The 14,766-nt window shown below is 74.0% G+C and carries 9 protein-coding genes and 1 pseudogene; 5 read left to right on the top strand and 5 right to left on the bottom strand.

Going from position 1 to position 14,766, the window contains the following annotated elements; translation table 11 throughout:
- Positions 1–37 precede the first annotated feature (37 nt).
- Positions 38–1,417, top strand: a complete 1,380-nt coding sequence (locus AQJ84_RS21440; RefSeq protein WP_030045325.1) for a S1 family peptidase — start codon at positions 38–40, stop codon at positions 1,415–1,417.
- A gap of 199 nt (positions 1,418–1,616) precedes the next feature.
- Here AQJ84_RS21440 and AQJ84_RS21435 read toward each other — a convergent pair whose 3' ends face one another.
- The gene (locus tag AQJ84_RS21435; protein WP_053193850.1) at positions 1,617–3,770 is read right to left on the bottom strand and encodes a SpoIIE family protein phosphatase; all 2,154 of its coding nucleotides are present in this window, start codon (positions 3,768–3,770) and stop codon (positions 1,617–1,619) included.
- A 134-nt stretch (positions 3,771–3,904) separates the two neighbouring features.
- Between AQJ84_RS21435 and AQJ84_RS41125 the strand changes: the two are divergent.
- Positions 3,905–4,639: pseudogene (locus AQJ84_RS41125) on the top strand (LuxR C-terminal-related transcriptional regulator); the annotation flags it as partial.
- Here AQJ84_RS41125 and AQJ84_RS44985 read toward each other — a convergent pair.
- From AQJ84_RS44985 to lanKC, 4 genes are all read right to left on the bottom strand, one after another.
- Positions 4,562–6,727, bottom strand: a complete 2,166-nt coding sequence (locus tag AQJ84_RS44985; protein WP_059198851.1) for an ATP-binding cassette domain-containing protein — start codon at positions 6,725–6,727, stop codon at positions 4,562–4,564. The pseudogene AQJ84_RS41125 and the gene AQJ84_RS44985 overlap by 78 nt on opposite strands.
- Positions 6,724–8,436: an ABC transporter ATP-binding protein gene (locus tag AQJ84_RS21425; protein WP_037804816.1), complete on the bottom strand. Its 1,713-nt coding sequence runs from the start codon at positions 8,434–8,436 to the stop codon at positions 6,724–6,726. Before AQJ84_RS21425 ends, AQJ84_RS44985 begins: the two co-directional genes overlap by 4 nt.
- A 90-nt stretch (positions 8,437–8,526) precedes the next feature.
- Positions 8,527–8,640 (bottom strand): SapB/AmfS family lanthipeptide, encoded by a 114-nt coding sequence (locus AQJ84_RS21420; RefSeq protein WP_030045333.1) that lies wholly within the window; start codon positions 8,638–8,640, stop codon positions 8,527–8,529.
- Between the two features lie 58 nt (positions 8,641–8,698).
- Positions 8,699–11,305: a class III lanthionine synthetase LanKC gene (gene lanKC / locus AQJ84_RS21415; RefSeq protein WP_053193672.1), complete on the bottom strand. Its 2,607-nt coding sequence runs from the start codon at positions 11,303–11,305 to the stop codon at positions 8,699–8,701.
- A gap of 197 nt (positions 11,306–11,502) precedes the next feature.
- On the opposite strand from lanKC, the gene AQJ84_RS21410 reads away from it, so the two are divergent.
- From AQJ84_RS21410 to AQJ84_RS21400, 3 genes are all read left to right on the top strand, one after another.
- Complete coding sequence (locus AQJ84_RS21410) at positions 11,503–13,950, top strand: SpoIIE family protein phosphatase (protein ID WP_053193674.1); 2,448 nt, start codon at positions 11,503–11,505, stop codon at positions 13,948–13,950.
- 54 nt (positions 13,951–14,004) lie between these two features.
- Positions 14,005–14,424, top strand: coding sequence for a CBS domain-containing protein (locus AQJ84_RS21405; protein ID WP_030045337.1), 420 nt, complete (start codon positions 14,005–14,007; stop codon positions 14,422–14,424).
- A gap of 150 nt (positions 14,425–14,574) precedes the next feature.
- Positions 14,575–14,754: a hypothetical protein gene (locus tag AQJ84_RS21400; RefSeq protein ID WP_030045338.1), complete on the top strand. Its 180-nt coding sequence runs from the start codon at positions 14,575–14,577 to the stop codon at positions 14,752–14,754.
- Positions 14,755–14,766 lie beyond the last annotated feature (12 nt).

Genomic DNA, 14,766 nt, shown 5'->3' with positions numbered 1-14,766 from the left:
CGGCAGCAGACTCCGGTCCCTCAGGAGGTCGAGAAGTTTGAGTCACAAGCGAATTCCGAAGCGCAAGGCCGCGATAGCGGCAGGCGGCATCGCAGCGCTCGGAGCGGCGGCGATCCTCTTGCCGAACGCCAACGCCTCCCAGGACGGCGCCTCGGGCGGCGCGGCCGCCGCCCCCAAGACCCTCAAGGCGGCTGACGCGCCGGATCTCGCCTCGCAGCTCGCCGGGCTGCTCGGTGACGCCTTCGCCGGTTCCTACTACGACGCCGACCAGCAGCAGCTCGTCGTCAACGTCGTACCGGGCGACAACAACAACGTGATCGTCCAGGCGAAGAAGGCGGGTGTAGCCGTCCGCGAGGTCGACAACAGCATCCGCGAACTCGAGGCCGGCGCCCAGACGCTGAAGTCCGAGGCGACCATTCCGGGTACGGCGTGGGCCGTCGACCCCCGCACGAACAAGATCCTGGTCACCGCCGACAGCACCGTCACCGGCGACAAGTGGGACACCCTGGAGTCGACCGTCGACAGCCTCGGCTCGGGCATGGCCACCATCAAGAAGTCGGCCGGTACCTTCAAGACGTTCCTCTCCGGCGGCGACGCCATCTTCGGCGGCGGTGCCCGCTGCTCGGCGGGCTTCAACGTCACCGCCGGCGACGGCAGCCCCGCCTTCCTGACGGCCGGTCACTGCGGGGTCGCGGAGGAGGCGTGGGCCGACGCGGAGGGCGGCGAGCCGATCGCCACCGTCGACCAGGCGACCTTCCCGGGTGAAGGTGACTTCGCACTCGTCAAGTACGACGACCCGGCGACCGAGGCACCCAGCGACGTCAACACCGGCGACGGCCAGACCGTCGCGATCTCCCAGGCCGCGGACGCCGAGGTGGGCCTCGCGGTGATCCGGATGGGCAGCACCACCGGGCTCAGCGACGGCGAGGTCCTCGGTCTGGACGCCACCGTGAACTACCCGGAGGGCACCGTCACCGGGCTCATCCAGACCAACGTCTGCGCCGAACCCGGCGACAGCGGCGGCTCCCTGTTCACCCAGGACGGTCTCGCGATCGGCCTGACCTCGGGCGGCAGCGGCGACTGCACGGTCGGCGGCGAGACCTTCTTCCAGCCGGTCACCACCGCGCTGGCCGCGGTCGGCGCCACACTCGGCGCCGGTGACGCCGCGGGCGGCGAGGAGGCCGGTGCGGGCGAGGAGGCCGGTGCCGGCGAGGAAGCGGGCGCGGGCGAGGAGGCCGGCGCCGGTGAGGAAGCGGGCGTCGGCGAGGAGGTCGGCGGCGAGGAGGCCGGTGCCGGTCAGGAAGTCGGCGGCGAAGAGGCAGGCGCCGGTGAAGAGGTCGGCGGCGAGGAAGCCGGAGCCGGCGAGGACACCGGAACGGGTGTCGAGGACGGCTCCGGCCTGACCGAGACCCACTGAGTCCCGCGTCGAGAGCGGTTCGCCCCCACTGAGCCGCTCTCGACGCGCCGGTACACCTTCGGGAACGAAGACGTCGGCGTCGGCTCGGCAGCCGACGCGGACCCGCCGTCCGGCCCCTCGTGGTCCGGTCGGCGGTAGACCGGTCCGGCCCTCCGGCGGGAGGGCCGGACCGTTTCGTTCCCGCCCGCGCGGGCCCGCGTCAGCTCTCGGGCCGCGCCCTCAGCAACAGCAGCGCGATGTCGTCGATGCGCTCCTGGGTGGCCGCGCTGTGGCGCACCAGTTCGTCGGCCAGCTCGTCCAGGGGCCGGTCCCCGACCTCCGCGAGCCGCCGCCCGAGCGCCGCGAGCGCGTCCTCGATGTCGACGCCGGGTGACTCGATCAGTCCGTCGGTGTAGAGGACGAGCACACTGCCGGGAGCGAGATCCACCTCCGTCGTCGGATAGGTGGCCGAGCCGTCGATGCCCAGCAGCGGGCCGCCGGCCAGATCCAGCACCCGCACCCGCCCGTCGGGCCGGCGCAGCAGCGGCGGCGGATGCCCCGCCCGGGCCATCACGGCCCGCCTCCGGCCCGGATCGAGCCGCAGATACAGACAGCTGGCGAAGAGATCGGAACCGAGGTCGATCAACAGCCGGTTGGTGCTGCGCATGACCTCCTCGGGCTCCTGCCCGACGGTCGTGTACGCGCGCACGGCGGTACGGATCTGCCCCATCAGCCCGGCCGCGGTCACGTTGTGGCCCTGCACGTCCCCGATCACCGCCGCCGCCAGCCCCTGCGTCGGCACCAGGTCGTAGAAGTCGCCGCCGATGTCCATGCCCTGCGTGGCCGGCAGATAGCGCGCGGCCGCCTCGATGCCGGGCAGCAGCGGCAGCGAGTGCGGCAGCAGCGCCTCCTGCAGACCGTGTGCCAACTGGTGCTTGACGTCGTAGAGCACCGCCCGCTCCAAAGCCTGGGCGATGAGACCCCCCAGGCTCGTCAGCACCGCCCGCTCGTCCGCGGGGAAGGGGTGCGGCTCGGCGTAGGCGAGCACGCACGTGCCCACCGGACGGCCGGAGGCGATCAGCGGCAGATACGCCCAGGACGCGAAGCCGTCGGGCGTCTCGTGCCGCGCCGGATACAGCCGCTCCAGTTCCTCCTGCGAGTCGAAGAACGCGGGCACCCCGCTGGTCAGGACGTGCGCGCCCGGCGTCTGCGCGAGCAGTGGCAGCCCGTCGAACCGCTCCACGAGGTGCGGATCCGGATATCCGCGGTGGCCCAGGACGTGCAGGCGGCCGGCCCGGGAACCGAGGACGACCAGGGCCTGGCTGCCGACGGCAGGCGCGATCTCGTCCGCGACCAGCTGCACCACGTCCTGCACGCTCACCGCCTCGGTGAGCGCCCCCGCCAGACTCAGCACCTGGGAGATGGTCACGAGCCGGGACGGGGCGTCACCGGGCTGCGGCCCGGCCCGGTTCATCTCAGCCACCGCCCGCGCCCGGCTGATCCGCACGCTCAGACCGGTCGTACTCGGATACAGCCGGAACGACAGCCAGTCGCCGGGCGGACGCAGGGCCACGAAGGACGTGGTGTGCTGACTGAGCAGCGCGGCCCGGTAGCGGTCCTCGTACGCCGGGTCGTTGAGCCAGGGAACCGCCCCCCACAGATGGGAGCCGAGCAACTCGCTCACCGGCACACCCATCAGCTCGGTGGCGGCCGGGTTGGCGAAGCCGACCCGCCCGTGCAGATCGAGCGAGCACAGCCCGTACGGCAGCCGCGCCACCATCCGCGCCGCCTCCACCGTCCCGAGCGTGCCGGCCACACCGCTCACGCCGCCCACCGTCGCCGCGGCGAGCAGATCGGGTTCGGCGTGCAGCGGGATGCTGTCCTCGGCGGCGCGCTCCAGCCGCAGCGCCAGCCGGTCGCAGGCGGCGGTGAGGTGGTCCCGCTCCCGGTCGGACAGCTCCGGCGGATGCGATCCGGGCCAGGTCACGAAGACCGCGCCGTACTCGGTGGACTCGGTCGCGACGGGTACCGCAGCCAGCGCGAAGGGGTAGGGCAGCACGACCGAGATGCGCGGGTAGCGGCGTGCCATCTCCTCCTCGCCGCCCACCCAGACCAGCCGCCGCTCGCGCACCGCCTCGGCGACCGGGATCGGCGCGCTCAGCCCGACCCGCTCCCAGGGTGCCGCGAACGCCCGGGGCAGCCCCGCCATCACCGCCATCTCCAGCACCGGCGCGTTGTCCGCCAGCAGGTAGACCGCCCCGGAGTGCGCGTGCACCTCGTCCATCATCGACGCCAGAGCCAGCGACAGCAGCGGCCGGCCGACGCGCGTGCGGCCCGCCGCCGGCGCATGTGCGGACATGTGCCCGTCGGACATGCCGACCACCTCCTCGCCGGGCCGAGCGGCGGCTGTCCCAGAGCTCAAATCTCCCCCCTGGCGGCGCATCGCGCACGGCGAGCGGCCCGGGGACGGGCCTAGGGCCCTGCCCTAGGGCCGCTCAGGGCACACGAATGCCCGCGGCACGGCGAAGCCGGCTGTGTACCCAGCCCGTCCGCGATCATGCCCCCTCAGTCGAAGCGCGGCGCAGCGTACGGGCGCCTCGCGTGCGCCCCCGCGCATCCCGATGGCCGGTTCTCCGCGCCCGCGGACGGTCACGGAAGCGAACAATGGGGCACGCGCTTACACCGAGAACCGGCGTACGGCGAGCTGAAGGGGTGGCAGTGATCCGGGTGCTTCTGGTGCATGACGCGTGTCTGGTGCGATCGGTCCTGGCGGAGTGGCTTCGCGGGGAACCCGACCTGAGGGTGTACGACACCCCGTGGCGCGGCGCGCCCGGACACGTGAGGTCCGTACGGCCGGACGTCTGCGCGGCCGATCTGGAGTGCGTGGACACCTACGGCATCCCGCCGCTGGGGGAACTCCGTACGCACGGCCCGGACCCGGTGCGGCCCTCGCTGCTGGTGCTGGCTGCCGCGAGCAGGCCCGGCCTGCTGAAACGGGCCGTCGAGGCGGAAGCGCTCGGCTACGTGGACAAGGAGGGCTCACCGCAGAATTTGGTGACCGGGATCCGCCGGGTCGCCGAGGGAAAACGTTTCGTCGACGACTCGCTGGGCTTCGGGTTCCTCAAGGCCGCGCAGATGCCGCTGACCCACAGAGAGCTCAGCGTGTTATCCCTGGCCGCCGAGGGGGCCTCCATCGCGGAGATCGCCGGGAGCCTGCACCTGTCCCACGGGACGGTGCGCAACTACATGGCGGCCATCACCCGCAAGACCGGGGCCCGCAACCGTATCGACGCGATCCGCATCTCGCAGGGCGAGGGCTGGCTCTGACCGGCCGGACGGTACGGGTGCCCAGCCACCGACGAGATCACGGTAGAGCGCGGAGTCCCGCAGCAGCCGGTCGTGCGTCCCGTACGCCGTGCGGTGGCCGTCCATGACGAGCACCCGGTCGGCCCGTCTGGCCGAACTGATCCGATGGGCGACGACGACCAGAGTGCCGCCCGGCCGGGCCGCGAAGGCCCGCTCGGCCCGCTCCTCCGCCGCCGGGTCCAGGTGGCAGGTCGCCTCGTCGAGCAGGACCAGCGGGGCGTACGAGACAAACGCCCGGGTGAGCGCGATGAGCTGGCGCTCACCCGCGGAGAGGGCCGCCGGATCCACCCGGCCCGCGGGCCCGCCCAGCGTTTCGAGCAACGGGGCGAGCCCGACCGTCTCCGCCGCGGCGAGCAGCTCCGCCTCCGGCACCGGCTCCGGCCGCAGGTACCCGAGGTTCTCGGCGAGGGTGCCCGTGAAGACGTACGCCTCCTGCGGGATGAGCACCCGCCGGGTGCCCGCCTCCGCCACCGGCAGCCCGCACACCCTGACCGTGCCCGCCCGCGGCTCCAGCAGCCCGGCGGCCAGCGCGGTGAGCGTGGACTTCCCGATCCCGCTGGGGCCGACGACGGCCAGATGGGCGCCGGGCGGGAGGGTGAGGTCGAGGCCGTCGATGACGGGGGCTGCGGAAGGGCCGTAGGCGAAGGTGACGGAGCAGAGGGAGAGGACGGGGGCGTTGTCCGCCGGGTCGGTGGACGTCTTGGGGGCGGGGCGGGGCGCGGGGGAGTCGGGGCCGGGGGCAGAGCGGTGGCGGGGGTTCCGGGGTGACGGAGTCGTCCCGGCGACGGGCGCCCCCTCGCGCCCCCTGCCGTCGGCTTCGCGCGCTGCAGCGGGGCAGGGCGTGTGGTCGGGGCCGGGATCCGTCTCCGGGCTGGGCGGGACGGCCGGGCCGGTCCCGCGCCCGGCGTCCTGGGCACCTGCCTCGTGCCGGCCGGCGGGACTCGGGGCGCGGTGGTCCTCCGGGCCGTTTCCCGCCGGGCTGCCGCGCACCAGCCGCCGGAGCACCACCACCAGTCGGGAGCCGCTGGTGCCCAGCCCGTGGACCAGGTTGCGCAGGGCGGGGAGCAGGGACTGGGTGACGTAGGTGAGGGCGCCGACCAGGGCGCCGGTGGTGACGCCGTGGGCGAGGAGCCAAGGAGCGGCGGCGAGCAGCAGCACGATCGGGAGCTGACCGCCGACGGCGAGGGAGACCACGCGCAGCACGCTCCAGTGGGCGAGGGAGCGCGCGGTCCGCAGCTCGGCGTCGATGCGGCGCCCGGTGTCGGCGGCGGTCCGCTGTTCCGCACCGGCGGCGGTGATGTCCCGCAGCCCCGGGCAGACGGTCCCGAGATCGTCGGCCAGGGCCTCGTCGGCGACGAGGAACGCCTCCTGCCGGCGGGCCAGCGGCCGCAGCGTCGCCGCGAAGAGCGCCACCCCGGCGAGCAGCGGCGGCCCGACGACGAGCAGCAGCAGCGGGTCGAGCGAGAACAGGCCGATGAGCGCGCCGACCGAGGTGAACAGGAACGACCGCGACACCATCACCAGCCCGGCGAACGTGTCCCGGGCGATCTCCACCTGCTGGGTGAGCCCGGACAGCGCCCCCCTGTCCGCCTCCCGCACCCCACGCGAGACCACCCGGGCGACGAGCCGGTCGCGCAGTGCTTCCACCAGCGCGGCCACCGCGGCGTACACGCGGGCGGTGCCGTACGCGCCGACGACGACCCCGAGCCCGGCGACGCCGAGCCAGGCGAGCCCGGTCTCCGGCCGCCCGGCGAGGAACCCGTCGTCCAGAGCCCGGGCCGGCGCGTACCCGGTGAGAAAGGTCTGCCCGGTCTCCAGCACCGACCAGCCGCCCAGCCGGACGAGAACCCGCCACCGCTCCCGCAGAAAACGGACCCCGAGCCGACTGACTCCCTCGGCACCGGCGGAGGGGACCTCGGCGCCGACGGCGGGCGCCCCGGTCCCCCCTCCGGCCGGCCCGGTCACGAGGCCCCCTCCTCGGCCTCCGGCGCCAACTCCCCGAATACCGCCCGGTATCCCGCCTCCCGGCACAGTTCCTGGTGGGGTCCCACCGCTCGCACCCGCCCTCCGTCCAGCCACGCGACCGCGTCCGCCTTCGCCGCCGTGGCCGCCCGGTGGGCGATCAGCAGCCGGGTGCTGCCCGGACCACCGGTCACCAGCGCTTTCGTGATGTGGGCCTCCGTCACCGTGTCGAGGCTGGAGAGCGCGTCGTCGAGGATCAACAGGCGGCCGCCGTGGGCGAACGCCCTTGCCAGACCGAGGCGTTGGGATTCGCCGCCCGAGCGCGGGGCGTCGGCGCACGGGGTGGCGTATCCATGCGGCAGGCGGCGCACGAAGTCGTCCGCGCGGGCCGTGCGGGCGGCCTCCCGGATACGGGCGGGGGAGGGGGAGGGCAGGCCGAAACCGATCGTGTCCTCGACGGTGCCGGCCAGCAGCGAGGGGCGTTCGAAGGCGTGGCCGACCGCGTGGCGCAGGGCGTCGTGGGTGAGTTCGGGCAGCGGCACCCCGTCGAGCAGAACCTCGCCGGCGTCCGGGTCGGCGAGTCGTCCGGCGACCGCGGCGAGCAGCGACTTGCCCGCGCCCGACCGGCCGACCACGGCGAGCGTCGTTCCGCCGGGCACGACCAGGTCGACGCCGTCGAGCACGGTCCGTCCGCCGCGCCGGGCGGTCACCCCGCGCAGCTCCAACCGGCCGGGGCCGGGAGGCAGTCGGCGCCGGCCGTAGGCGGGTGCGGGCTCCGTGAGGACCTCCCCGAGGCGTCCGGCCGCGGCCCGGGCCCGGGCGAGTCCCGCGAGCTGTCCGACCAGCACGCCGACGCCGGCCGCGAGGACCGCGTACCGCCAGGCGGCCAGTACCTCGCCCACCGACAGCCGGTGGCGGGTGAGCAGCACCCCGGCCACGGCCACCACCGCGAGCTGGAGCAGCGGTGCGACGGCCATGGCCTGCCCGGCCGCGCGCCCCTGCACCTGCCACATACGGTGGCCGGCCCGGGACAGTTCGGGCAGCGGTCGCAGGATCCGCGCGGTCTCCCGGTCCGTCGTGCCGGCCGCGGCGACGGTGCGGTGGCCGGCGACGGCCTCCGCGAGCGCGGACGCGATGCGTCCCTGCACCTCCTGGTAGTGCGCCACGCACTGCGAGGTGTCCCGGGACAGCGTGCGCAGCAGCAGGGCCAGCACGGGAGCACCGGCGAGGAACACCACCGCGAGCCACGGATCGATCAGGCACAGTGCCACGACGCCGCCGACCGGTCCGGCGAGCGCGGCGACCAGCGTGGCGCGGGCGGCCGGTGCCGTACCGGCCTGAGCGGCGTTGCCGACCAGACGCGCGACGAGGTCGCCGGGCCCGAAGCGGGCGGCGGCCCGCGGGCCCACGTCCAGGACGTGCCCGGTCAGCCGGCGGCGCAGCCAGGCGGTGGTGCGGGCGTCGACCGCGCCGCTCAGTACGGTCTGGCAGGCGTCGAGCAGGGCGAGCAGCAGGACCAGTCCGGCGCAGTACAGCACCCAGCGGGTCGCCGGGTCGTGTGCCAGCAGCAGGTCCAGGGCCCGGCCCAGCGCGGCCGGCAGCAGCAGACCGGCGCCGGTCGCGGCCGTGCTCGCCAGGCACAGAACCACGCAGTGGAGGATGCTGTGCCGGGCGGCCGACGCCGCCAGGTCGTCTTCGGCACAGGTGGTCATGCGGCCTCACATCCGGGGTGGTGCACAGGGCCCCGGGCGGCCCGCCCCCGAGGGAGCGGACAGCCCGGGGCCGCGGTGGCTCGCTACTCGTCAGAGACAGAGCGTGATGCTGGCCGCGCTGACGCAGGACAGCAGGCTGAGCGTGCTGTTGCCGCCGCCGGTGTGCTCGTCGGACTCCATCGTCTGCAGGTCGAGAAGTGCCATCTCGTTTCCTTCCTCTGGGTGTCGTCCACCGTGGGGACGGGGTTGGGTCACGACTCCGTCAGATTGCGGAGCCGCGTTCTGTGGGCCGCCGGAGCGGCGGCAGGAACGGCAGGTGAGCGCTCGCCCGGTCGTCGAGGGCCGCGCCGAGCGCGAGCAGGCACCCTGCCGTTCCGGTGCCCAGGTCCATCGACAGCCGCATCATCTGGTGTCCCGGGAAGGCCAGTTGGCCCTGGTAGGACATGGCGAACCAGCCGAGCCCGGCGATCTGCCGGCCGAGCCGTTCGGCTCCGGCGCCGGGCGCGGTGGTGCGGGCGAGGTGCAGGATCATCCCGGCGCGGCCCTGGAAGAGGCCGGGCTGGGCGTAGAAGCGGGAGGTGGCGGCGATCAGCACACCCGCGCGGGCGCGCTCGAACTCCCCGGTGTCGTCGTCGGCATGGGCGAGGTAGTCGTCGAGGACCATCCCGATGCCCGCGCTGCCGTCGCCGAGGTAGGGCATGGTCCGCCAGCCCTCGTCGACCTCCGTCGCACCGCCCTCGCGGGTCACACAGCACGCGAGGTCGCGGCGCAACGCCGTGCCGGCCGCCGAGAGCAACTCCGGCTCGCCGGTCCGCTCGTACTGCCGCAGCAGGAACAGCGCGGGCCCGCTCCAGCCCCGCAGGAGTCCGGCGCGCCGCCGGGGCGTGTCCGCGAGCGGCTCCGCGAGTCGCCGTACGAGGATCCGCGCGGCCTCGGCGGCCCGCTCGGCGAGGTCCTTCTCGCCGGTCGTGTCGGCCAGGCCGCCCAGGACCAGGCCGAGCCCCGCCAGCCCGCCGTGGAGGTCGGAGGAGAGGTTCTGCCAGCGCTCCCTCAGGATCCCGTCGACCAGGTCGAGGGCGCGCTGCCGGTGGCCGAGCCGGTCCAGGACGTGGGCGACGCCGGCGAGGCCGTCGTAGAAACCGAGCGGTGTGCCGACCGGCGGCGGGGCGGTGCGGTCGAGGAGCCAGCGCTCGCCCTCGTCGTACCGCTCGGCGCCGACCGCCTCCAGCGCGTACAGGACACCGGCCGCGCCGTGGGCGAGGCCGAGGCCGCCGCCGTCGGAGAACTGGGTGATGTCGCCGGGGAAGAGCCGGTCGTCGCGCTCGGGGGTGGCCGAGGCGAGGAGCGCCTTGACCATGGAGTCGCGGCTGTAGGGCCAGTCCCCGGGCTCCACGAAGGACACCGGCGGCGCGGCGGGGCGCACCGCCACGTCCCGCGTGATCTCCGCGACCGCCTCGTCGAGGAACTCCTTCGGTACGTCCGGGAACTGACGGGCGATGACCTCCGCCAGGTGGGCGGCCTTGCCGCGGTCCACCACGAACAGCGTGGTGACCGGCAGGAACAGGGCGAGGCGGAGGCAGGCCAGCGCGTACCGGTCGACGTCGACGCCGGTGCGGTCCGGCGGGGCGAAGAACCCGGGGTGGGCGACGACCTGCCGGCCCTGTTCGGAGACGGGCGCCGCGGCCTCGAAGTCGAGCAGGGACACCGACTCCTCGTCGGGACCGACCATGATGTTGAAGACGTGCAGGTCGTTGAAGACGATCCCGCGGGCGTGCACCGCCGCCACGGCCCGCTCCACCGCCGAGTGGATCCGCACCGCCCACGCCGAGTAGGCGGCCACCGCCTCCGGATCGGGATCCGGGGTGAGCAGCGGATGCCGCTCGGCGAAGAAGGAGTTGAGGGGTCGCCCCTCCAGGAAGTCCATGACGAGGAACCGGTGGTCACCGAGCGTGAACCAGTCCCGCACCTCCGGCACCACGCCGGTCCCCGACACCTGCTCCAGGGCGTACTTCTCCCGCTCGAGCCGTGCGATCGCGTCGGCTCCGTCGGAGGCCAGGCCCGCGTGTGGCCGCCCCTCCTTCAGGACGACCTTGCTGCCGTCGCGGATGTCGGTGCCCGCGTAGACGCCGCCGCCGTTGGAGAAGTGCAGTGCCTTCTCGATCCGGTAGGGCAGCTCGCCCACCGTCGTGGTGTTCCGGGCGGCCAGATGCGGCTTGAGGAACTCCGGCAGCGTCACCCACTCAGGCACCTGGAAGGAGGGTGCCCGGCGGTCCGGCACCAGCCGCCCCTCGCCGTCGCGTACCGCCGGCACGAGCGAGCCGCGCTCGTCGACGACGAAGGTGCGCGCGAAGGCGCCGTAGCGGACGTACAGCGGACCGTCGTACCAGCGCAGGTCGGTCAGGACGTACGGCCCCTCGAAGCCCTCCAGGAGCTTGCCCAGCTCGCACAGCACCTCGTGCAGCTGCTCCTCGTCGGCCGGGTAGAGGGTGACGAACTTGCCGCTGCCGTCACGGCCCGCGTACTTGGTGTTGCGCAGGTGCAGCAGGTGCGGGCCCGGCACGAACTTGAACGGGATGCGGCGGGGCACGCAGTAGTCCCACACGATCGCGGCGATCTGCTCCGCGTTCGCCCGGGTGGCCGAGGCGTGGATCTTCCAGCCCTGGGCCGGACCGGAGGGCGGCGTGCCGTCCTCGGTGAGCGGCGTCAGCGTCAGCCAGTCGCCGATCCGGGCCGAGCCCCAGCCCTCGGGCACCTCGCGGCGCGCCGTCTCGTACAGCGGCACCGCCTCGCCGCCCGCCACGGACAGCCGGTCCGGCGTCTCGTAGAAGTGTCTGTCGGCGAGTGCGTACACCTCGTAGCGCTTGTCCATGCGTCCCCCTCCGTGGAACCGCCACCGAGCTTTCCAGTGGGCGCACGGCCACGGACAGTCACGACTGTCACGAGATCACCGTGCGGAACGCATGCGTAAAGACATGTTCGACGGGTTTCGAGCGTTCACGGCCCGCGGACTCCATGGAACGGTCACAGGGGCTGCGCGGGTGCCGCATAAGCGCTGTAATGGCCAACGTGGTCAGTGAGGGCGCTGCGGGACGCGGAACGAGAACGCTGCGTGCCGAAGTTGCCCTCAAAACGCTCACGGACGGTCCGGACGCACCGGAAAGGCTCCACAGCGTCCTCGAACAGGCGCTCGTCTTCGCGGGCGCGACCCTGGCCGCCGTGTACGCGCCGGGTGAGGACGGCGACCTGCTGTGTCTGGTCGGGTGCGCCGGTGTGCCGAGGTCGCTGTACGGGCTGCGCGACACCTACGACCGCTCCGGCCGCTCCCCGGTGGCCGACGCCCTGCGCGAGGGACGCCCGATGTGGCTCCACCCCGAGGAACTCGCCGCCTTCGCCGAGTCCCGGCGGGCACCCTCCCGGGAGTACCACCTGGCCGCCCTGCCCACGCACGGAGACGGCGGCGGGGCCTGTCTGCTCGCCCTCGGCGAGGGCGCCCAGGGCTTCGACGCCGACGACCGCAAGTGCCTGGAACTGATCGCCGACGCCGTCGCCTGCCCCACCCCGCAGGAGAACGTCGAGACCGGCGAACTGCCCGCCGGCTCCTTCAGCCTCGCGATGGACACCGGCCGCGTCGAGGTCGGCGAGGAGATCCTGGAACTGTTCGGCCTCGCCCCCGACGCCTTCGACGGCAAGGTCGAGACCCTGCTCGGCCTGACCGTGCCTGAGGACCTCCCCTCGCTGATGTCCGTGGTCGAGGCCGGCCACATGTCGATCGGCGAGCGCGAGCTGGAGTTCCGCGTCCTGCAGCCGACCGGACCCCCCAAATGGCTCAGGCTGCGCGGCCGGATGCTGCCCGGCGGCGACGGCCGCCCGGCCCGGCTCGTGGGTACCGTCGGCGACGCCTCCAAGCTGCGCTCCGACGTCACTGACGTGGCCCGCGTGCAGCGCCTGGCCGCCGCCCTCGCCATCGCGGGCACCGTCCGTGACGTCAGCCAGGCCGTCGTCTCCGCGCTGCGCGGACCCCTGCGGGCCGACCGGATCGCCCTCGCGGAGCTGGAGGGCGACCGGCTCGTCGTCACCGTCCTCGACCCGCCCGAACCGGAGTCCTGGCCCGAGCTGTGGCGCATGGAGTGGCGCTCCGAATGGCCCGACGCGCCCGTGCGCGCCATGCCCACCCTCGGCGCCGCCCTGCGCGAGGGCCGCGCCCAGATCTGGCCCGCCGGCACCGCCCTGGAGCCCGCCCTCGCCGAGGTCGGCCCCGGCGGCCTCGCCGTGCTGCCGCTGCCCGGCGTGGGCCGTATGGCGGGCGCCTGCCTCATCGGCTGGGACGCCCCACACGACTTCGGCCCCGACGAACGCGCCCTGCTCACCGCCTCCGCCGGCCTCGCCGGCCAGGCCCTGATGCGCGCCCACGCCTTCGACGCCGAGCACGAACTCGTCGGCATGCTCCAGCGCCAGCTGCTGCCGCGCCGCCTGCCCAAACTGCCCGGCGCCGTCGCCGTCGCCCGCTACCTGCCGAGCACGGCGGGACTGGAGCTCGGCGGCGACTGGTACGACGTCATCCCGCTGCCCGACAACCACGTCGCCCTCGTCATCGGCGACGTCCAGGGCCACAGCGCGGGCGCCGCCACCCTCATGGGCCAGATGCGCACCGCCCTGCGCGCCTACGCGGTCGAGGGCCACCCTCCGGACGTGGTGGTCTCGCACGCCAACCGCCTCCTCATGGACATGGAGACCGACCTCTTCGCCACCTGCGCCTACGTCGACGTCGACCTGGAGGAGGGATCCGCCTGGTTCGTGCGCGCCGGCCACCTCCCGCCGGTGGTGCGTCACCCGGATGGCGGTACGGAGATCCCCGAGTCCGAGGGCGGCCCGCCGCTCGGCGTGGTGAGCCAGGCCGACTTCCCGATGAGCCCGCTCAGGCTGCAGCCCGGCACGGTCCTCGCCCTGACCACGGACGGCCTCGTCGAGTCCACCGAGGCCGACATCGACGTGGGCCTCGACCGCCTCGCCCACGAGCTGGCCGTCTCCGATCCCGCCCACCTCGGACTCGTCGCCGACGCCCTGCTCGGCAACGCCCGCCGCAGCGACGACGTGGCCCTGCTCCTGATGCGCTACGACGGCATGGCCTCCCTCCCACAGCGCGAGAGCTGGACGGTGTGGCGCGTCCCGGAGGCCGTCCGGCACGCCCGCCGTTTCTCCCGGCGCACCCTGCGGACGTGGGGCATCGAGGACGACGCCATGGACGCCGTCCTCCTGGTCGTGTCCGAACTCGTCACCAACGCCCTCGTGCACACCGAAGGCCCGGTCCGGCTCGACCTCACCCTGATCAACCACCGGCTGCGCCTGGCCGTCGCCGACTCCTCGCCGCGCACCCCCGTCAAGCCCACCAGCATCGGCTGGGAGGCCACCGGAGGCCGCGGCATCCTCCTGGTCGAGGCCATGTCGGCGGCCTGGGGGACGGTGCCCGTCAGCGGCGGCAAGCAGGTGTGGAGCGAGATCTCGCTGGAGGGATGACCAGGGAGCGTCCCCGCGGGTACCCGGGCGACGAGAACCCCGAGAGGAGACGTCATGACCCAGCACGTCAGCGACATCATGACCGCCGCACCCGTCACCGTGGAACCGCGGACCTCCGTGACGGCGGTGGCCCGGATCATGCGGGACGAGGACCTGGGCGCCGTGCTCGTCACCGACGGCGACGAGCTGCGCGGCCTGGTCACCGACCGGGACCTCGTGATCCGCTCGCTCGCCGAGGGCGGCGACCCCGATCAGACCACCGTCATCGGCGCGTGCAGCGACGACCTGGTCACCGTCGGCCCCGAGGACGACCTGTCACACGCCGTGGAACTGATGCGCGAGCACGCCGTACGCCGGCTCCCGGTCGTCGAGAACGGCCATCCCGTCGGCATCGTCGCCCTCGCCGACCTGGCCATGGAACGCGACCCGGAGTCCGCCCTGGGCGACATCAGCGTGGCCAGGCCCAACACCTGAGGTCAACGGGCCGCGACAGGAGGTACCCGCTCGCGCGCCTGTTTGACCGGACCGGGGCCGGGCACCCGGAGCCACGATCCGACCCGACACAGGGCCCCTGACCCGCACCGCGCCGAGGGCAGACCGGACGCAGAAGGAAGATGAAGCGCAGTGACCGCGCAGACCAGTGAGAAACCCGTAGCCCGCAGGCCCGAGACGGGCTGGTCGAGGGCCCGCCGGCTGCGCGGCGCACCCCCGCTGCGGACCTGCCTGCCCGCCCTGGAGGACGGGGCCACGCCGCACGCGGTGCAGCCACCCGCCGAGGGGAACATCTACCGGGGTGAGGACTGACCTACCGCCCAA

This window comes from Streptomyces resistomycificus, from assembly GCF_001514265.1.
GTDB classification, from domain to species: domain Bacteria; phylum Actinomycetota; class Actinomycetes; order Streptomycetales; family Streptomycetaceae; genus Streptomyces; species Streptomyces resistomycificus.
Note: the sequence above shows the minus strand (reverse complement) of the source record. Positions and strands in the feature narration are given on the sequence as shown.

Excerpts from the sequence above, each read along its gene's own strand:
- AQJ84_RS21420 (WP_030045333.1), bottom strand. The coding sequence starts at position 8,640 with ATGGCACTTCTCGACCTGCAGACGATGGAGTCCGACGAGCACACCGGC.
- AQJ84_RS21425 (WP_037804816.1), bottom strand. The coding sequence starts at position 8,436 with ATGACCACCTGTGCCGAAGACGACCTGGCGGCGTCGGCCGCCCGGCAC.
- AQJ84_RS21405 (WP_030045337.1), top strand. The coding sequence starts at position 14,005 with ATGACCCAGCACGTCAGCGACATCATGACCGCCGCACCCGTCACCGTG.
- AQJ84_RS21435 (WP_053193850.1), bottom strand. The coding sequence starts at position 3,770 with ATGTCCGACGGGCACATGTCCGCACATGCGCCGGCGGCGGGCCGCACG.
- lanKC (WP_053193672.1), bottom strand. The coding sequence starts at position 11,305 with ATGGACAAGCGCTACGAGGTGTACGCACTCGCCGACAGACACTTCTAC.